9 protein-coding genes and 1 pseudogene are annotated in these 16833 nt (G+C 66.3%); 5 read left to right on the top strand and 5 right to left on the bottom strand.

Features of this window, described 5'->3' with window-relative positions:
* Positions 1-126: 126 nt before the first annotated feature.
* A pseudogene (locus B1A87_RS19595) lies at positions 127-1840 on the bottom strand (helicase HerA-like domain-containing protein).
* A 176-nt stretch (positions 1841-2016) separates the two neighbouring features.
* Here B1A87_RS19595 and B1A87_RS19600 point away from each other — a divergent pair.
* From B1A87_RS19600 to B1A87_RS19610, 3 genes are all read left to right on the top strand, one after another.
* A complete protein-coding gene (locus tag B1A87_RS19600) occupies positions 2017-3006 on the top strand; it encodes an LLM class flavin-dependent oxidoreductase (RefSeq protein ID WP_078026918.1) in 990 nt (329 codons plus the stop codon).
* 410 nt (positions 3007-3416) lie between these two features.
* A complete protein-coding gene (locus B1A87_RS19605; RefSeq protein ID WP_078026919.1) occupies positions 3417-4739 on the top strand; it encodes a hypothetical protein in 1323 nt (440 codons plus the stop codon).
* A 229-nt stretch (positions 4740-4968) separates the two neighbouring features.
* Complete coding sequence (locus tag B1A87_RS19610) at positions 4969-7596, top strand: trehalase-like domain-containing protein (RefSeq protein WP_144275896.1); 2628 nt, start codon at positions 4969-4971, stop codon at positions 7594-7596.
* 37 nt (positions 7597-7633) lie between these two features.
* Here B1A87_RS19610 and B1A87_RS19615 read toward each other — a convergent pair whose 3' ends face one another.
* From B1A87_RS19615 to B1A87_RS19630, 4 genes are all read right to left on the bottom strand, one after another.
* The gene (locus B1A87_RS19615; protein WP_078026921.1) at positions 7634-8764 is read right to left on the bottom strand and encodes an FAD-dependent oxidoreductase; all 1131 of its coding nucleotides are present in this window, start codon (positions 8762-8764) and stop codon (positions 7634-7636) included.
* A 25-nt stretch (positions 8765-8789) separates the two neighbouring features.
* On the bottom strand, positions 8790-9716 hold the full coding sequence (locus B1A87_RS19620) for an AEC family transporter (RefSeq protein ID WP_078026922.1): 927 nt from the start codon (positions 9714-9716) through the stop codon (positions 8790-8792).
* A gap of 136 nt (positions 9717-9852) precedes the next feature.
* Positions 9853-10281: an aspartate 1-decarboxylase gene (panD, locus tag B1A87_RS19625; protein ID WP_185982368.1), complete on the bottom strand. Its 429-nt coding sequence runs from the start codon at positions 10279-10281 to the stop codon at positions 9853-9855.
* 59 nt (positions 10282-10340) lie between these two features.
* Positions 10341-11273, bottom strand: coding sequence for a LysR substrate-binding domain-containing protein (locus B1A87_RS19630; protein ID WP_078026924.1), 933 nt, complete (start codon positions 11271-11273; stop codon positions 10341-10343).
* 154 nt (positions 11274-11427) lie between these two features.
* Here B1A87_RS19630 and B1A87_RS19635 point away from each other — a divergent pair, with 154 nt between their 5' ends.
* On the top strand, positions 11428-12888 hold the full coding sequence (locus tag B1A87_RS19635; RefSeq protein WP_078026925.1) for an amino acid permease: 1461 nt from the start codon (positions 11428-11430) through the stop codon (positions 12886-12888).
* A gap of 312 nt (positions 12889-13200) precedes the next feature.
* Positions 13201-16734, top strand: a complete 3534-nt coding sequence (locus B1A87_RS19640) for a bifunctional proline dehydrogenase/L-glutamate gamma-semialdehyde dehydrogenase (protein WP_078026926.1) — start codon at positions 13201-13203, stop codon at positions 16732-16734.
* Positions 16735-16833 lie beyond the last annotated feature (99 nt).

Below are 16833 nucleotides of genomic sequence, written 5' to 3' on the forward strand. Positions count from 1 at the left end.
GCACGCACCTTACGTTACCTGCTAGTGCCGCGAACACAGGAGTAAGGGGCGCCGCCATGACGCCGGGAGGGCGCGAAAAAACGCCCGACGGCGGGGTGTCACCGCCCGGCCGGGCGGGCAGCGGCGCTAGCGGCGGCGCCGGGACGAGGTGCCGAAAACGCCCCGGAGGAGTTCCCTGCCCAGCTGGGTTCCCATTGACCGGACCATGCTCTTCAGCCCTCCGCCGAGGGCCCCGCCCAGGGCGCCGGTGATGTCCTCCATCATGCCGCCGCCGGCAGGGGGAGCGGAGCGCGGCGCGGGCGCGGACGGCTGTCTCTTATACACATCTAGATGTGTATAAGAGACAGCTGCTGGGCCGTCCCAGGATCTCCTCTTCGATGCGGCGGGCATCGGCGTCGACTGCCTGCGTGTCCAGGCTGCCGGGAACGAAAACGCCTGCGGAGGGAACCGGAGGCTGGCCCGGTGCTGCGGCGCCCGTGGAGGCGGCGGACTTGCCGGAAAGTTTCTCGTACGCGGAGATGTTGTCCACGGCGGTGCCGTACTTGGTGAGCAACGCCGAGTGCGCCACCGTGCCCTTAATCAGCTCATCGGCGCTGGGGCCCATGAGGGACTCCGGTGCGCGCAGGCGGGTCAACGCCACGGGCGTGGGCGCGCCCTTCTCGTTCATCACGGTGACCACCGCCTCGCCAATGCCGGCGGAGGTGAGTGTCTCCTCGAGGTCGTAGTCGCTGATCGGGAACGTGGAGACGGTGGCCTTGAGCGCTTTGGCGTCCTCCGGCGTGAACGCCCTCAGTGCGTGCTGTATGCGGTTGGCGAGCTGGCCGAGGACGTCGGCGGGAACATCCTTCGGTGTCTGCGTGACAAAGAAGATGCCCACGCCCTTGGAACGGATGAGCCGGACCGTGGTGGTGATGGCTTCCAGGAAGGCCTTTGACGCGTCATTGAACAGCAGGTGGGCCTCGTCGAGGAAGAACACGAGCTTGGGCTTGTCGAGGTCGCCGGCCTCGGGCAGGTCTTCAAAGAGGTCCGCCAGCAGCCACATCAGGAAGGTGGAGAAGACCATGGGCTTGGTCTGCAGGGTGGGGAGCTCGAGGCAGCTGATGACGCCGCGCCCATCGGGGGCCGTGCGGAGGAGCTCCGCGGTGTCGAACTCGGGCTCGCCGAAGAAGCGCTCCATGCCCTGCGCCTCGAGGGTCACCAGCTCGCGGAGGATGACGCCGGCAGTGGCCTTGGACAGGCCGCCCAGCTCCTTGAGCGGCTCCTTGCCCTCATCCGACGTGAGGAACTGGATGACGGAGCGGAGATCCTTCAGGTCGATCAGTTCGAGGTTGTTCTTGTCGGCGAAATGGAACACCAGCTGGAGGCTGGACTCCTGGGTGTCGTTGAGCTCCATGATCCGGGAAAGCAGGATGGGCCCAAAGGACGTGATGGTGGCCCGTACAGGGACGCCGTTGCCGTCCGCTCCGAGGGCCAGGAACTCCACGGGAAACGTCTTGCCGGCCCACTGCTGGCCGATGCTTTCGGTGCGCGCGGTCAGTTTTTCATTCCCGGGGGCGGCGGTGGCGAGGCCGGACAGATCGCCCTTGATGTCGGCCAGGAAGACCGGCACGCCCGCGGTGGAAAGCTGCTCGGCCATCATGTGCAGCGTGACGGTCTTGCCTGTGCCCGTGGCGCCCGCCACGAGCCCGTGCCGGTTCATCATGGACAGCGGGAGCCGGACCGGGGCGTCCTTGTGGAGTTCGCCGTCGACGATGGCGGCTCCCAGCTCGATGGTGGTGCCCTCCAGGACATAGCCTTTTTGGATTGTGGCGACTTTATCTGCAGTGGATTTGTTGGCCATGCCGCAAGCTTAGCGGCGGCCTGCCGCCCGGCGGCAGGGAACACGTGGTGAAAGTGTGGACAGCGTCACCCGGCCCCGCAGAAATAAGCCGGGAGCCGCCGTCGTTGTCAAAAGCGTGCCGGGGACCATTTACGGTCCCGGCCCGCCATGCCCCGCAACGAAAGGCCGGCTCCACCGTGACTGTTCCCCTCTCCATCCTTGACCTTGCGACCATCGGCAAGGGCCAGACAGCGGCGGAGAGCTTTGCCGGCAGCGTCGCCATGGCCCAGCTTGCGGAGAAACTCGGTTACCGGCGGGTCTGGTACGCCGAACACCACAACATGTCCTCGATCGCGTCCTCTGCCACGAGCGTCCTGATTGCGCACGTCGCGGCGAAGACGGAGACCATCCGGCTCGGGGCGGGCGGGGTGATGCTCCCCAACCATTCGCCGCTCACCATTGCCGAACAGTTCGGGACGCTGGCTACCCTGCATCCGGGACGCATCGACCTGGGGCTTGGCCGTGCCCCGGGCAGCGACCAGAACACCATGCGGGCGCTCCGCCGGGATCCCCAGTCGGCGGAGACCTTCCCGCAGGACGTCCTGGAACTGCAGGGATACCTGAGCGGCCCCACGCGCATCCAGGGTGTCGAGGCAACGCCGGGCAAGGGCACCAACGTGCCCCTCTACATCCTGGGGTCCTCGCTGTTTGGGGCACGGCTGGCCGCGCAGCTGGGCCTGCCCTTCGCCTTCGCCTCCCACTTCGCGCCGAATGCGCTGCAGGACGCCGTGGCCATCTACCGCCGGGAATTCCAGCCGTCCGAGCAGCAGGCCACGCCGCACGTCATCGCCGGTGTGAACGTGATCGCCGCCGATTCGGCACCGGAAGCACAGGACATGTTCCGGGCCACGCTGCGCGCCCGCGTCTCGCTGTTTTTCGGTGGCGGGAGGGAATTCACGGACGACGAAGCCGACATGGTCCTCGATTCCCCGCAGGGGCAGCACGTGTCCCAGATGATGAAGTATTCGGCGGTGGGAACGCCGGACGCCGTGATGGAGTACGTGGACGGGTTCGCCAAGCACGCCGACGCCGACGAGCTCATCGTGGCTCACCAGAGCACAGCGACGGAATCGCGTCTCCGGTCGGTGGAATTACTGGCCGAGGTTGCTGGCCTGGCGCGCGTTTAGCCCTCCAATAGAAATATTTTTTAGGGCCTCCGCGCGCGGCATCCGAGGCATAAACCTGCAGGTCAGGGTGCACTGGGTAGGAATGTGCACCGGGTTAATACGGGCTCAAATTAGCGCCATTCAACCGATATCTTTTGACTTCTACGCCGGGCAGAACTTAGCGTTAACATCGCAAGGTCTCAATTTGCTTCGGTAATGGGCGTTACCCCGCCCGCAATTCCGGGTGCTTTAAAGCTTCTGCAAAAGCAAGTGCAGATGCTGTGGCTAGCTGGTCCAATGTAGCGACGTCAAGATCACTACACCTGACAACCTCAACCGCGTGCGGTTGAGGTTTTTCGGCGCGCCTGATTCAGAAATCCACCGGATGGAATGCGCTCAGCTCCGTTCACAATCAGACCCAGGTAGAAATTATGAAGATCAAATCCACCGTTGCAGCCGCACTCATGACATTCCTCATGGTCAGCGGGCTGGTTGCAGGCTTCTCCGCCCCGGCCTCGGCCGCGGGCACCACCTACTACGTTAGTGCCGCAGGCAGTGACAGCAACGCGGGCACGTCCAGCGCGGCCCCCTGGAAGTCCCTGACGAAGGTCGGCCAGGCCTTCCTCAAGCCCGGAGACACCGTCAGTTTCCGCAAGGGCGACACCTGGACCGGGGGCATCGTGACCGCCCAGAGCGGCACCTCCGCGGCACCGATCACCCTGAACAGTTATGGAACCGGGAACGCCCCCACGGTGACCGGCGGCAAGTCGGGCAACTGCATCAGGATCAACGGAAGCTACACCACGGTTGACGGCCTGCGTGCCGTCGCCTGCGGTTACGCGGGATTCAGTCTCACCGGGGACCGCGACGTTGTGCGGAACTCCAGTGCCTCCAACAACGCCGTCGGCCTCAAGATCGGCGCCGGCTCCGATTTCGGCAAGTACACGGGGAATTCACTGACAAACAATAACGTCATGAATGTGAATACCCCCGGCACGAATTGTGGAACAGCGTCCGCGGTGAACTGCAGCGACGACTCCGGTGCCTTTGGCGTGCTGATCAACGGCAACGACAATGAGTTTTCCGGCAATACCGTCAGCGGTTCCACAGGGAAGTCCTACGACTTCAACCAGGACGGCGGCGCCTTCGAAATCTACAACGGCAACCGCAACAACATTCACCACAATGTGTCCGTGGACAATAACAACTTCTCCGAGCTTGGGAAGTCCTCCGGTACTGCGGACGGCAACATGTACCGCTACAACCTGGTCCGCTCAACCTGCGGAGCCAGCTGCTCCGAGGCCAAGGGGCTGATCGCCCGCGGAACCGGAACTTCCTTCGGCCCCACCAACGGCACGGTCTTCGAGTTCAATACGGTGTATCTGACCGGCTCGGTGTCCGAGGCTGTTGTTTGCCACGCGACCTGCCCGTCCTCAACCGTGGTCCGGGCCAACATCCTCGTCGGGGTCAAGAACGCCCTGTACATGAACGGTTCCGGCTGGACCGAGAAGCAGAACGTCCTCAACGGCCCGACGAACATCACGCCAAACAGCACGTCTACCAAGGCGCCGGCAGGATTCGTCAGCGCACCGACCGACTTCCACCTGACCAGCACCAGCCCGGCGATCGACCGGGCCGGGACCACCGCCTATACGCTCGACCTGGCCGGCGCTCCCGCCACCATGAACGGCGACTGCGCGGGAACCGCGGCTGCTGATTCGGGCGCCTACGAGTTCGATTCGCCCGCCTGCTAGCTTCAGGCACCTGCACCAAGAAATTTCCGGTCCGCCCGGGTCACGTTCGCTGTGGCCCGGGCGGATCTTTCTGTCCGTGCTGACGTTCCTGGCGCGGTGATTTTCAACAGCGTTACATTCCCGCAACGCCGGGGCTATTCTGATGTAACGACGGCACAGGAAACTGGGGGTAAGTCCCTCGCCGGACTTTTCTCGCGCATCATTGGGGATTATCCGAAGGACGTCGCCTGTGCCTACTCCGCTCAACCAGACCGTGGCCGATTCTGCGCTGCTGACAAAGTCCCTGCCGCTGGGCCTGCTGAGGGCCTTCGTCCAGTCGGAAGCCGCCGACGACGGCCTGACCCCCCAGCTGCTCGCCGAACTGAAGATCCTGGCCCGCACACCAACCCTCCTGGTGGCCTGCAATTACGGCGGTACCCTGTGCGCCGCGGAGGGGATTTCCACCGAAACGCTGCCGTTGGGCAGCGCCGCCATAGCGCTGCGTGCCCTGGCCGCGCTGCCGAATACGCATGCGGCGGTCATCTCCGGGAGGTCGTTGCGCGATCTGGCGGCAGTGTCCAGGCTGCCCGCCGAGGTGCATCTGGTGGGCTCGCACGGAGCCGAATTCGACATGGGATTCGCCCACGGGCTGTCCCTGGCCACCGAATCCGTGCTGCAGCAGGCCAACCAGGCCCTGATCGAATCCGTGGGCGCCTACAAGGGGATCAGCATCGAGCGGAAGCCGGTGGCGGTTTCGGTGCACACCCGGCCGGCGTCCGCGGCGATTACCGCCAAGACGGCGAAGAAGGCCGAGGAGGTGGCCCGTGCCCTGGGACTGTTCTTCATCGTGGACGGATCGGTGCTGGACCTGTCCGTGGTGGAGCCCTCCAAAGCCCCCGCCCTTGAACACCTCCGGTCAAGGCTCGGGGTCAGCGCGGCGCTGTACGCCGGGGACGCCCTCAGCGACGAACTGGCCATGGCCACCCTCCGGGGCCCGGACATGGGGCTGTGGGTCGGCAACCAGCCGAGCCAGGCAAAGCACCGGCTGAAGGACCCCGAGTCGTTTGCCCGGGTGCTGGCAATCCTGTTTGAACTGCGGCGCGCCTGGCTGTTCGGCGAGGATGCCGTAGGGCTGGAGCGGCACTCCATGATCGGCAACGGCTCCTCCACGGCGCTGCTGACACCCGAGGCCAAGATCTGCTGGATGAGCCATCCCCTGCCGGACTCGGGCTCGCTCTTCGCGCATATCCTGGGCGGGGATGCCGCGGGCCATTTCTCGGTGGAACCGGTCAAGGCCTCGCAGGTGCTCGGCCAGAGGTACGTGGACAGCACCATGATCGTGGAGACCCGCTGGGCGGACGTCACGGTGACAGACTACCTCGAGCCTGCCCCTGACGGGATCACCAGCCTGGTCCGCGTGCTGTCCGGAACAGGGGCGGCGCGGATCGTGTTCGCACCCCGGCCCGACTACGCCAACGCACCGTTTAGCATGGAAGCCCGCGGCAACGAGCTGCACGTCGTCGGCACCTCCGATCCCATCGTCCTGCTGGCCCCCGGCGTCAGCTTCGCCATCACCTCCGACGGGCGGCACGCTACGGCGACAGCCGACGTCAACCTGAAGAACGGCCCGGTGGTCCTTAATCTGCGGTGCGGTGACACGGAGTCCCGTCACTCGCACGGAACGGACGAGGCGGACCGCCGTTCCGCCGTCGCGCATCATTCCCGCCGCTGGGTGCAGGGCCTGGTGCTGCCGTCCGTGAAGCCCTCCCTGGTGCGGCGCTCGGCCCTGGTGCTGCGCGCGCTGGTGCACGAGCCCACCGGCGCCGTGTTCGCGGCGCCCACCACCTCGCTGCCCGAGGGAATCGGCGGCACCCGCAACTGGGACTACCGCTACTGCTGGCTGCGGGACGGATCCATGACGGTCAACGCGCTGGTGGACCTGGGGTCCACGGCGGAGGCTGAGGGATTCCTCGGCTGGCTGAGCCGGATCCTGGCGAATGCGCCGGGCCCGGAGTGGCTGCATCCGCTCTACTCGGTCACCGGCGCGCCGCTCTCCACGGAGGCCATCATCGAAAGCCTGCCCGGGTATGCGGGCTCGCGGCCGGTGCGGATCGGTAACGCCGCGGACCACCAGGTCCAGCTGGACGTGTTCGGTCCCATCGCAGAACTGATCCATGCGCTGAGCACGTCGCAGGGATCCCTGGCGCCCGCGCACTGGGACCTGATGGTGCAGATGGCGAGTGCCGTGCTGGCGCGCTGGCATGAGGCCGACCACGGCATCTGGGAGGCGCGCCGCGCACCGCGGCACCATGTCTACACCAAGGTGATGTGCTGGGTCACGCTGGACCGGGCCCTCCGCACCGCCGCCCGGCTCGGCCGGGATCCCGAACCGTCCTGGGCTCCCATGGCCACCATTATCCGGGACGAGGTGCTCCGCGAGGGCTGGGACGACACCGCCTCGTCCTACACCGTGGCCTACGACAGCCCCGACCTGGACGCGGCGGTCCTGCACATCGGGCTGTCCGGCCTGCTCGACGTCAACGACCAGCGGTTCCTGGACACCGTCACCGCCGTGGAGCGGGAGCTCCGCGTCGGTCCCACCGTTTTCCGGTACCGGTACGACGACGGCCTGCCGGGCCTGGAGGGCGGCTTCCACATCTGCACCACGTGGCTGATTGAGGCGTACGTGGCGGTGGGCCGCATCGCGGAGGCCTGGGACCTGTTCGACCAGTTGGTCAACCTGTTCGGACCGACGGGGCTGCTGCCGGAGGAGTACGATCCGGGCACCGAGACCCATCTGGGCAACCACCCGCAGGCCTACTCGCACCTCGGCTTCATCCGCTGTGCCCGGCTCCTGGAACAGCACCAGCGGGCGTAGGTCCGGGACGCGCGCAGGGTGTTCCGGCTGCTACGCGCTAGCGGAGTCCTGCGCGGGTGGCGGAGAACATGGCCGGGGCCGGACCGTCCCCGGCGGCGAGGTCGGCCAGGATCCTGCCCACCACCGGCGTGAACTTGAAGCCATGGCCGGCGAAGCCCGCGCCGATGACCACCGGTCCGATGCGGTCCAGCACGAAGTTGTGGTCCGCGGCGGTGGTGTAGGTGCAGCTGATGTCCGCCATGTCGTCGGCATCAACGCCGGGCAGCCAGTCCCGGGCGTAGCGCTGGAGTGCGGCCCGCTGCCGGGGTTCGGGCTGGAACGAGCGGCGGTCCGGGTCCACCACCGGCCCCACGCCGTGCCATCCCGCCTTGACGCCCTCGCCCGGGGTGAGCATGCCGTAGACGGGCGAGTACCAGCCGGCGTAGCCCTCCCCGGACCCCGGGAAGTGGTTGAATCCGGGCCAGGCGGCGCCGCCGTCGGAAACGCCGAAGTGCGCAGGCTGCTCCTGGGTCACGGTGAGCCTCGGCACGGCCACCGTGCCCGCGAGCAGCTTGGACGTCCAGCCGCCGGCGGTGACCACCGCCTGGCGGGCTGTCAGCACCTCGGTGCGGCCGCCGTCGTCCACGGTGAGCCGCACGCCGTCGTCGAGAATCTTGAGTTCCAGAACCGCCGCATGGTGGCGGATCGCGGCCCCGTTTGCGGCGGCCAGGCGCTGGAGGGCCGGCAGCGCCGCTTCCGGATTGAGCTGCCCGCCGTCAGGCATGTACAGGACCTGCTGATCAAACCGGATGCCCCGCCAGCGCTCGCCGGCCTCGGCCAGCGGCACAAAATCCGCCTGCAGCCCGGCGCCGGCCAGCGCCGCGTGAATATCGCTGAGCCGGGGGTCGGGGCCGTGGTTTACGACGCCGGTGCGCGCCAGCAGCTGCTCCCCGCTCTCGTTTTCGAGCTCACCCCAGAGCTTGAGCGCCTCGGCCAGCATGGCGACGTACTCCGGCTCTGAATAGGCCAGGCTGAGGTTCCGCGTGGCCCCGTGCGAGGCCCCGATGCGGTGCCCCGGGCCGAACTGCTCCAGCAGGGTCACGTCCCGCCCGCGCCGGGCCAGCGCCCACGCCGCAGCGGAGCCCATGGCGCCGCCTCCGATGACTACGGTGTCCAGGGTTGGGTTCACGGTTCCTCCGAATCGGGGTGGGTTCTCACGCCAGGAGCAGGGCCACGCCGATCATGGCGGGGACGGCTACGACGGTGGTGACGAGCACGGTGTCCTTGGCGACCGTGAGGCCGGTTTTGTACCGGCTGGCCGCCACGAAGACGTTCTGGGCGGTGGGCAGGGCAGAGGTCACCACGACGGCGAACAGCGCCTGGCCCTCGAGTCCCAGGGCGAAGCGGGCAAAAATGTAGGCGATCGCCGGGTGGACGACGAGCTTGAAGGCGCTCGCAAGCAGGGCGTCAACCCGCCGTCCTTGAGCCGCCTGGAGCGGCCTGGAACCGTTCAGGCTCATGCCGAACGCCATCAGCATGGCCGGAATGGCGGCGCCGCCGATCAGGTGGATGGGTTGCAGGACCAGCGCCGGGACCTGCCAGCCGGTTCCGGCCACCGTCAGGCCAAGTGCGGAGCCCACGATCATCGGGTTTTTGAGGATCATCAGGACGAAGCGGAGCGGGGTGGTGCGGTGCGAGCTCGTGGTGGAGTCGAGGGCCATGAGGAACAGCGGCGTGAAGAACGCCAGCTGGAAGATCAGCAGGGGAGCCACATAGCTGGCGTCGCCGAGGACGTAGACGGCGATCGGAATGCCGAGGTTGGCGGAGTTCGCCAGGGAGGCGCTCATGGACGACATGAGCGATTCGGGCACGCTGCGCTTGAGCAGGAACCTGACAATGATGAAGAACAGGGCTGCAGTGGCCACGGCCCCCACCGCCGTCACCAGCAGGGGAGCGGCGAAGACGTCGTGGAGCCGGGCCTTGCTGAGCGTCTCGAAAAGCAGGGCGGGGCTGGCCACAAAGAAGGTCAGCCCGCTCAGGACCTGGCGTGCGTTCTCACCGAGGATGCCTCTCCTGCCGACGAACATGCCCACCAGGATGATGCACCAGACGACGAAAAAGCCCGCCAGGACGCCTAGCATCCGGGCGTCTCTGAAGGCTGGGGTCTACAGGGGGTGGCGTCCACCATCCCAGCCTAATCAGATTTATTCGGCGAAGGATGAGCTTGTGGCAGGGATCTCGCTATTCGGGCGGCCTGTTACGCGAAGTCCTGCGGCCTCAGCTGCACGTGGCGTTGTTCAGCGCGAACGGCGGGCGCATGAGACCGGCAGTGTGGCCCTCCGCGGGATCGTTGCCGATCTGGACAATCTTGTTGTCCTTGTCCACGTGGACCACTTTGGGCGTGTAGGCCTTGGCCTCATCCGTGGTCATCTGGGCGTAGGTGATCAGAATGACGATGTCGTTCTCGTGCATCAGGTGCGCGGCGGCGCCGTTGATCCCGATGACGCCGGAACCGCGCTCGCCGGCGATGGTATAGGTCTCAAGGCGGGCGCCGTTGGTGACGTCCACAATGGCCACGAGCTCGCCAGGCATGATGTCGGCAGCGTCCAGCAGGTCCAGGTCCACAGTGACGGAACCCACGTAGTGGAGGTCCGCGTGCGTGACAGTGGCGCGGTGGATTTTGGACTTAAACATTGTGCGATTCATAACGTGAACAGTCTAACGCCGGGCTAGCCGTATGGCTGTGAGCCGGAACACTCCGGCCGCTACCCTGCTCCCGCGTCCGATTCTTCCTGGGCGGCCGCGATGGAGGCGGCTGTCGCCGCGAGGATCTCGCGTGCGGCGAGGATGGCTGGCCGCTGTGCGCTGGACCGGCGTACCGAGGTGAAGACCGTCCGGCGGGGTTTTCCCGGTAGCTCCATCAGCTGGGCGGTGGTGCCGCGGCCGGTCCACACGAGGTCCGGCATCAGCGCGACGGCATTTCCCGACTCGATCAGGCGGATCTGGGCCTGGAGGTCTGCCGTTTCGAAGCGCACGTCCGGTTCGAAGCCGGCGCTCCTGCACGCCTGTTCGGCCCAGTGGCGGGAGGCTGCGCCGCGCGGCTCCATGACCCACGGCATCTCCGCTGTGTCCGCGAGGGACGTGACCTTGGCCCTGCCCTCCGCCTCCGGCGGCACCGCGAGCCGGATGGCATCACTCGTCAGGCGGACGCGGTCCAGTTCCGGATAGCGGGGCGCCGCGTGGCCCGGATACTGCTCTGCAATAACGAGGTCGAAGTCCCGCGCCCACGTCTCGTGCAGGGCCGTTTCCGGTTCGCGCTGAATCATTTCGATCCGGACCTCCGGGTAGGTGCCCGTCATCCGGGTGAGGGTGTCCGGCATGAGCGCCAGGGCCGCGGACTGGAAAACTGCGATCCGGACCGTGCCCGAGACCGTGGTGAGTGACGCAGCCAGATCCGCCTCGGCCTGCTCGAGCGTCTCGAGAAGCTGCGCGGTATGGGCCACGAGGACCTCGGCCTGGGGAGTCAGCTGAACCCTGCGCCCGGTTTTCCTGAGCAATTCGACCCCCACTTCCTTCTCAAGAAGGGCCAATTGCTGGGAAACTGAGGACGGACTGTACTGCAGGGCTGCGGCCACCTCGGCGAGCGTGCCCCGGATCTTCAGCTCGCGGAGCAGTCTCAGGCGGCGGACATCGAGCACTGGCTGTTCCTTTGGGTAAAGCGAATGAGTGGATGAACTGACGAATACTGTTCAGAAGTATTCACTTTATCTAATGCAATGTTGCTTGCATACTGATCAGAGTTACCCCCATCACAGGGCGGATGATGGGGCCGCATCTAAGCAGGAGTCCCTGATGACCATTAAAGATCCCACCCAGTCTGTGATGCGGCGCAAGCCCATTGATGACATCGAAGTAGAGAACAAACACAGCGGGCTGTTCAAGTCCCTTGGGCTGTGGCAGCTCACGGCCATCGGCGTCGGCGGCATTATCGGTGTCGGCATCTTTTCGTTGGCCGGGCTCGTGGCCCACGGCAGCGAGGACACCCCCGGCGTCGGGCCGGCCGTACTGTTTTCCTTCCTGATCGCCGGCCTGGCGTCGGCGGCCGCCGCGCTCTCCTATGCCGAATTTGCCGGCATGATCCCGCGCGCAGGCTCGGCCTATACGTACGGATACGTCGCCCTTGGGGAGGTCATTGGCTGGTTCATCGGCTGGGACCTTCTCCTGGAGTACATTGCCATTGTGGCGGTGGTGGCCATCGGCATCTCCGGCTACTTCGACGCCTTCTTGTCCGGAATCGGGATCCATATGCCCGCCTGGATGACGTCCACGGTGGACGAGGGCAAGGGCGGAATCGTCAACATTCCCGCGATCATCGTCTGCCTTATCGTGACCTGGATCCTGTCCCGCGGCACCAAGGCGTTCGGCCGGTTTGAACTCGTGGCCGTGGCCATCAAGGTGGTCCTGATCATTTTCATCATCGGATTGGGCATTTTCTACGTCGACACCAACAACTACAATCCGTTCATGCCGAGCGGCTTCGGCCCCGTGGTGGCAGGTTCGGCCACCGTGTTCTTCGCCGTGTTCGGCTACGACGCCATGAGCACCGCGGCGGAAGAGGCTACCGACGGCAAGAAGCACATGCCCAAGGCCATCATCCTCTCCCTCATTGTGGCCATGCTCCTTTACGTGGCTGCCACTTTGGTGCTGACCGGAATGCAGAATTACCAGGACATCGACCCTAAGGCCGGGTTCGCATCCGCCTTCACCTCGGTAGGGCTGCCCGTGATCGCCACTATCATTTCCGTTTTTGCGGTCCTTTCCATCCTCACGGTGATGCTGACGTTCCTCCTGGGTGTCACCCGCGTCTGGTTCTCAATGAGCCGCGACGGCCTGCTCCCGGGCTGGTTCGCGAAAACGGACCGGCACGGCACGCCGCAGCGCGTCACCTGGATCGCCGGCATCACTTCAGCTTTCCTGGCGGGCGTCTTCCCCATTAAGGAGGTCGCGGACCTGACCAACATCGGCATCCTGGCCGCGTTCGTCGTCGTCTGCCTCTCGGTCATCATCTTCCGCTACAAGAAGCCCGACGCCCCGCGTACCTTCCGGCTCCCGCTGATGCCGTTGGTGCCGGCCTTCGGCATCCTGTCCTCCGGCTTCCTCATGACCCAACTTCCCTTCGCCACCTGGGTGCGGTTCGCCATCTGGCTGGTCATCGGCCTGGCCATCTACTTCGGCTACGGACGCAAACACTCGCTGATGAACCCGAACAGCCCGCGGCATGAAGAGGCGGTGGAGATGCACACCCCCGTGTAACCAGCTGCTGTCTAAATGAGTTGCGCACTCTCGACGACGGCGATGCCACCCCCGTCCGGCTCCGACAGGCCCGATGCCACTCCCTGGGCGGCATCGCCGTCGTCTTCACCGCCAGCCATCGCCACCCGGTTTCCGCCGGGTGGCGATGGTGTTTAAGGGGACTTTGCCCGATTTTCCGAACGTTCGGGCGGAAATTTGAGCGTTCGGTTTTTCTAACCTGTATTGCTCAGAAAAGATCGCTTTATCTTATGTTACTGCAGGCTCATACTGATGAGTGAGACGGTCCCCACCAGTGAAAGAACGAGTAAAGCTATGACCAACACCGCAACGGATCACCGCGTTTCAGGCAAGGATGCCGCTGAGACCGGCGCCGTGGCTCCCCGCCCGGCAGTCTCCGACGTCGCCGAGGCTACGGCCCTGTCCGGCGAAGCCATCGCACTCGTGCGCCGCTGGCTGACCGAGGCCGCCAAGGTCCCGGTGGACGCCTCCGCTGAGCAGCTCGCCGGCGTCCTCAAGGACCCGAACGGCCTGGAGTTCACTGTCGGTTTCGTGGACGGCGTGGTCCGTCCGGAAGACCTGCACGTGGCCGCCCGCAACCTCGCTGCCCTTGCCCCGAAGGTTCCCGCCTTCCTGCCGTGGCACATGCGCAGCGCCGTCCGGCTCGGCGGCACCATGGCCCCGGTCCTGCCGCAGGTGGTCATCCCGATCGCCCGCCGCGTCCTCCGTGAAATGGTGGGCCACCTCATTGTCGATGCCACCGACGCCAAGTTGGGCCCGGCCATCGCCAAGATCCGCAAAGACGGCATCAAGCTCAATGTGAACCTCCTCGGCGAGGCAGTCCTCGGCGAGCACGAGGCGTCCCGCCGGCTCGAGGGCACCCACACGCTGCTGGGCCGCCCGGATGTGGACTACGTGTCCATCAAGGTCTCCTCTACCGTGGCGCCGCACTCGGCCTGGGCCTTCGACGAAGCCGTGGAGCACGTCGTCGAAAAGCTCACCCCGCTGTTCGCCCGCGCCGCCTCCTTTGCCGCCGGCGGGCAGAAGGCCAAGTTCATCAACCTGGACATGGAGGAGTACAAGGACCTGGACATGACCATCGCGGTCTTCACCAGGATCCTGGACAAGCCGGAGTTCAAGAACCTCGAGGCCGGAATCGTACTCCAGGCCTACCTCCCGGACGCCCTGTCCGCCATGATCCGCCTGCAGGACTGGGCCGCCGCCCGCCGGGCCAACGGGGGAGCCGCCATCAAGGTCCGCGTGGTCAAAGGCGCCAACCTGCCCATGGAACAGGTGGAATCCTCGCTGCACGACTGGCCGCTGGCCACGTGGGGCACCAAGCAGGACTCGGACACCAACTACAAGCGGGTCATCAACTACTCGCTGCACCCGGAGCGGATCCGGAACATCCGGATCGGCGTGGCCGGCCACAACCTCTTTGACATCGCATTCGCCTGGCTGCTCGCCAAGCAGCGCGGCGTGGAATCCGGCATCGAGTTCGAGATGCTCCTCGGCATGGCACAGGGCCAGGCCGAAGCCGTCAAGAAGGACGTCGGCTCGCTGCTGCTCTACACCCCCGTGGTGCACCCGGCAGAGTTCGACGTCGCCATCGCGTACCTGATCCGCCGCCTCGAAGAGGGCGCCAGCCAGGAAAACTTCATGTCCGCAGTCTTTGAACTCAGCGAGAACGAGGCACTGTTCGAGCGCGAAAAGCAGCGCTTCCTTTCCTCCCTGGCAGAACTCGACGACGAGGTTCCGGGGCCCAGCCGCCGGCAGAACCGCAGCCTCCCGGCAGAGCCCATGCCGCACGACGGTTTCCGGAACACCCCGGACACGGACCCGTCCCTGCCCGCCAACCGCGACTGGGGCCGCGCCATCCTGGGCCGCGTCGCAACGTCCACGCTCGGCAACGCCGCCGTGGAGGCCGCCACAATCTCGGACGCAGCCACCCTTAACACGGTGATCGAAACCGCCGTCGAAAAGGGCAAGGCGTGGGGCGCACTCTCCGGCTCCGAGCGCGCCGAGATCCTGCACCGCGCCGGCGAAACCCTCGAGGCCCGCCGTGCGGACCTGCTTGAGGTCATGGCCAGCGAGACCGGCAAGACCATCGACCAGGGCGACCCCGAGATCAGCGAGGCTGTGGACTTCGCCCACTACTACGCCGAGTCGGCACGCAAGCTCGACGACGTCGACGGCGCCACGTTCGTTCCGGCGAAGCTCACCGTGGTGACCCCGCCGTGGAACTTCCCGGTGGCCATCCCCGCCGGTTCCACCCTCGCGGCGCTCGCCGCCGGCTCCGCCGTCGTCATCAAGCCCGCCAAGCAGGCACGCCGCAGCGGTGCCGTGATGATCGAGGCGCTGTGGGAGGCCGGCGTGCCCCGCGACGTGCTAACCATGGTGCAGCTGGGCGAACGTGAGCTCGGCCAGCAACTGATCTCGCACCCGTCCGTTGACCGCGTGATCCTCACCGGCGGCTACGAGACAGCTGAGCTGTTCCGGTCCTTCCGCAAGGACCTGCCGCTCCTGGCCGAGACCAGCGGCAAGAACGCCATCATCGTTACCCCCAGCGCGGACCTGGACCTGGCAGCCAAGGACGTGGCCTACTCCGCGTTCGGGCACGCCGGGCAGAAGTGCTCGGCCGCGTCGCTCGTGATCCTGGTGGGCTCCGTTGCCAAGTCCAAGCGGTTCCACAACCAGCTGATCGACGCCGTGACGTCCCTCAAAGTGGGCTACCCGGAAGACCCCACGAGCCAGATGGGCCCGATCATCGAACCCGCGAGCGGCAAGCTGCTCAATGCCCTCACGACGCTCGGTGAAGGCGAGAACTGGGCCGTCGAACCGCGGAAGCTGGATGGCACCGGCCGGCTGTGGAGCCCCGGCGTCCGCCACGGCGTGCGGCGCGGGTCCTACTTCCACCTGACCGAATTCTTCGGCCCGGTCCTGGGCGTCATGACGGCGGAAACCCTCGAGGAAGCCATCGCCATCCAGAACCAGATCGAATACGGCCTCACCGCCGGCCTGCACTCCCTCAGCACGGACGAGCTCGGCCTGTGGCTGGACACCATCCAGGCCGGAAACCTCTACGTCAACCGCGGCATCACCGGGGCCATCGTGCAGCGCCAGCCCTTCGGCGGCTGGAAGAAGTCCGCAGTCGGCGCCGGTACCAAGGCGGGCGGCCCCAACTACCTCGCCGGCCTCGGCGACTGGACCAGCAAGGAAAGCACGCAGGGCTCAACGGCGCGCATCTCCAGCCCCGGCGTGCGGCGCCTCGTGAATGCCGTAAAAGGCGAGTTCGACGCCGCAGAGCTGGACAAGCTGCAGCGGGCGCTGGGCTCCGACGCCCTGGCCTGGGCGGACGAGTTCGGCGCCGCCAAGGACGTCTCCGGCTTGGCCGCCGAGCGGAACGTCTTCCGGTACCGTGCCCTGCCGGTCACCGTCCGGCTGTCCGACGGCGAACAGCTCCCGGCGCTCGTCCGGACAGTAGCCGCCGGCGTGCTTGCCGGATCGCGGCTGACGGTCTCCACCGGCGTCGAACTCCCGGCGCAGTTGCGGGCGGTGCTGACCGGCCTGGACATCGCCGTCACGGCGGAGGACGACGCCGCGTGGCTGGCCTCCGCGGGCAGGCTCGCGGCTGCCGGCAAACTGTCCGGCGCCCGCATCCGCCTGATTGGCGGTTCGGCGGCGGCGCTGGCCGAGGCAACGGGCGGCCGCCCGGACCTGGCCATCTACGCGCACCAGGTCACGGAGGCCGGCCGCATCGAGATGCTTCCGTTCCTGCACGAGCAGGCCGTCAGCATCACCGCGCACCGCTTCGGAACGCCTAACCACCTGTCCGATTCGCTGATCTAGCCTCCATGCGGGCCTAAGGCGGGCAGAACAATGGGCGGGCACCATCCGGTGCCCGCCCGTTAGTTTGCTGGCGGAATGTGCTCGTGCAGCTTAATCGTG

Source organism: Arthrobacter sp. KBS0703 (assembly GCF_002008315.2).
Taxonomy (GTDB): domain Bacteria; phylum Actinomycetota; class Actinomycetes; order Actinomycetales; family Micrococcaceae; genus Arthrobacter.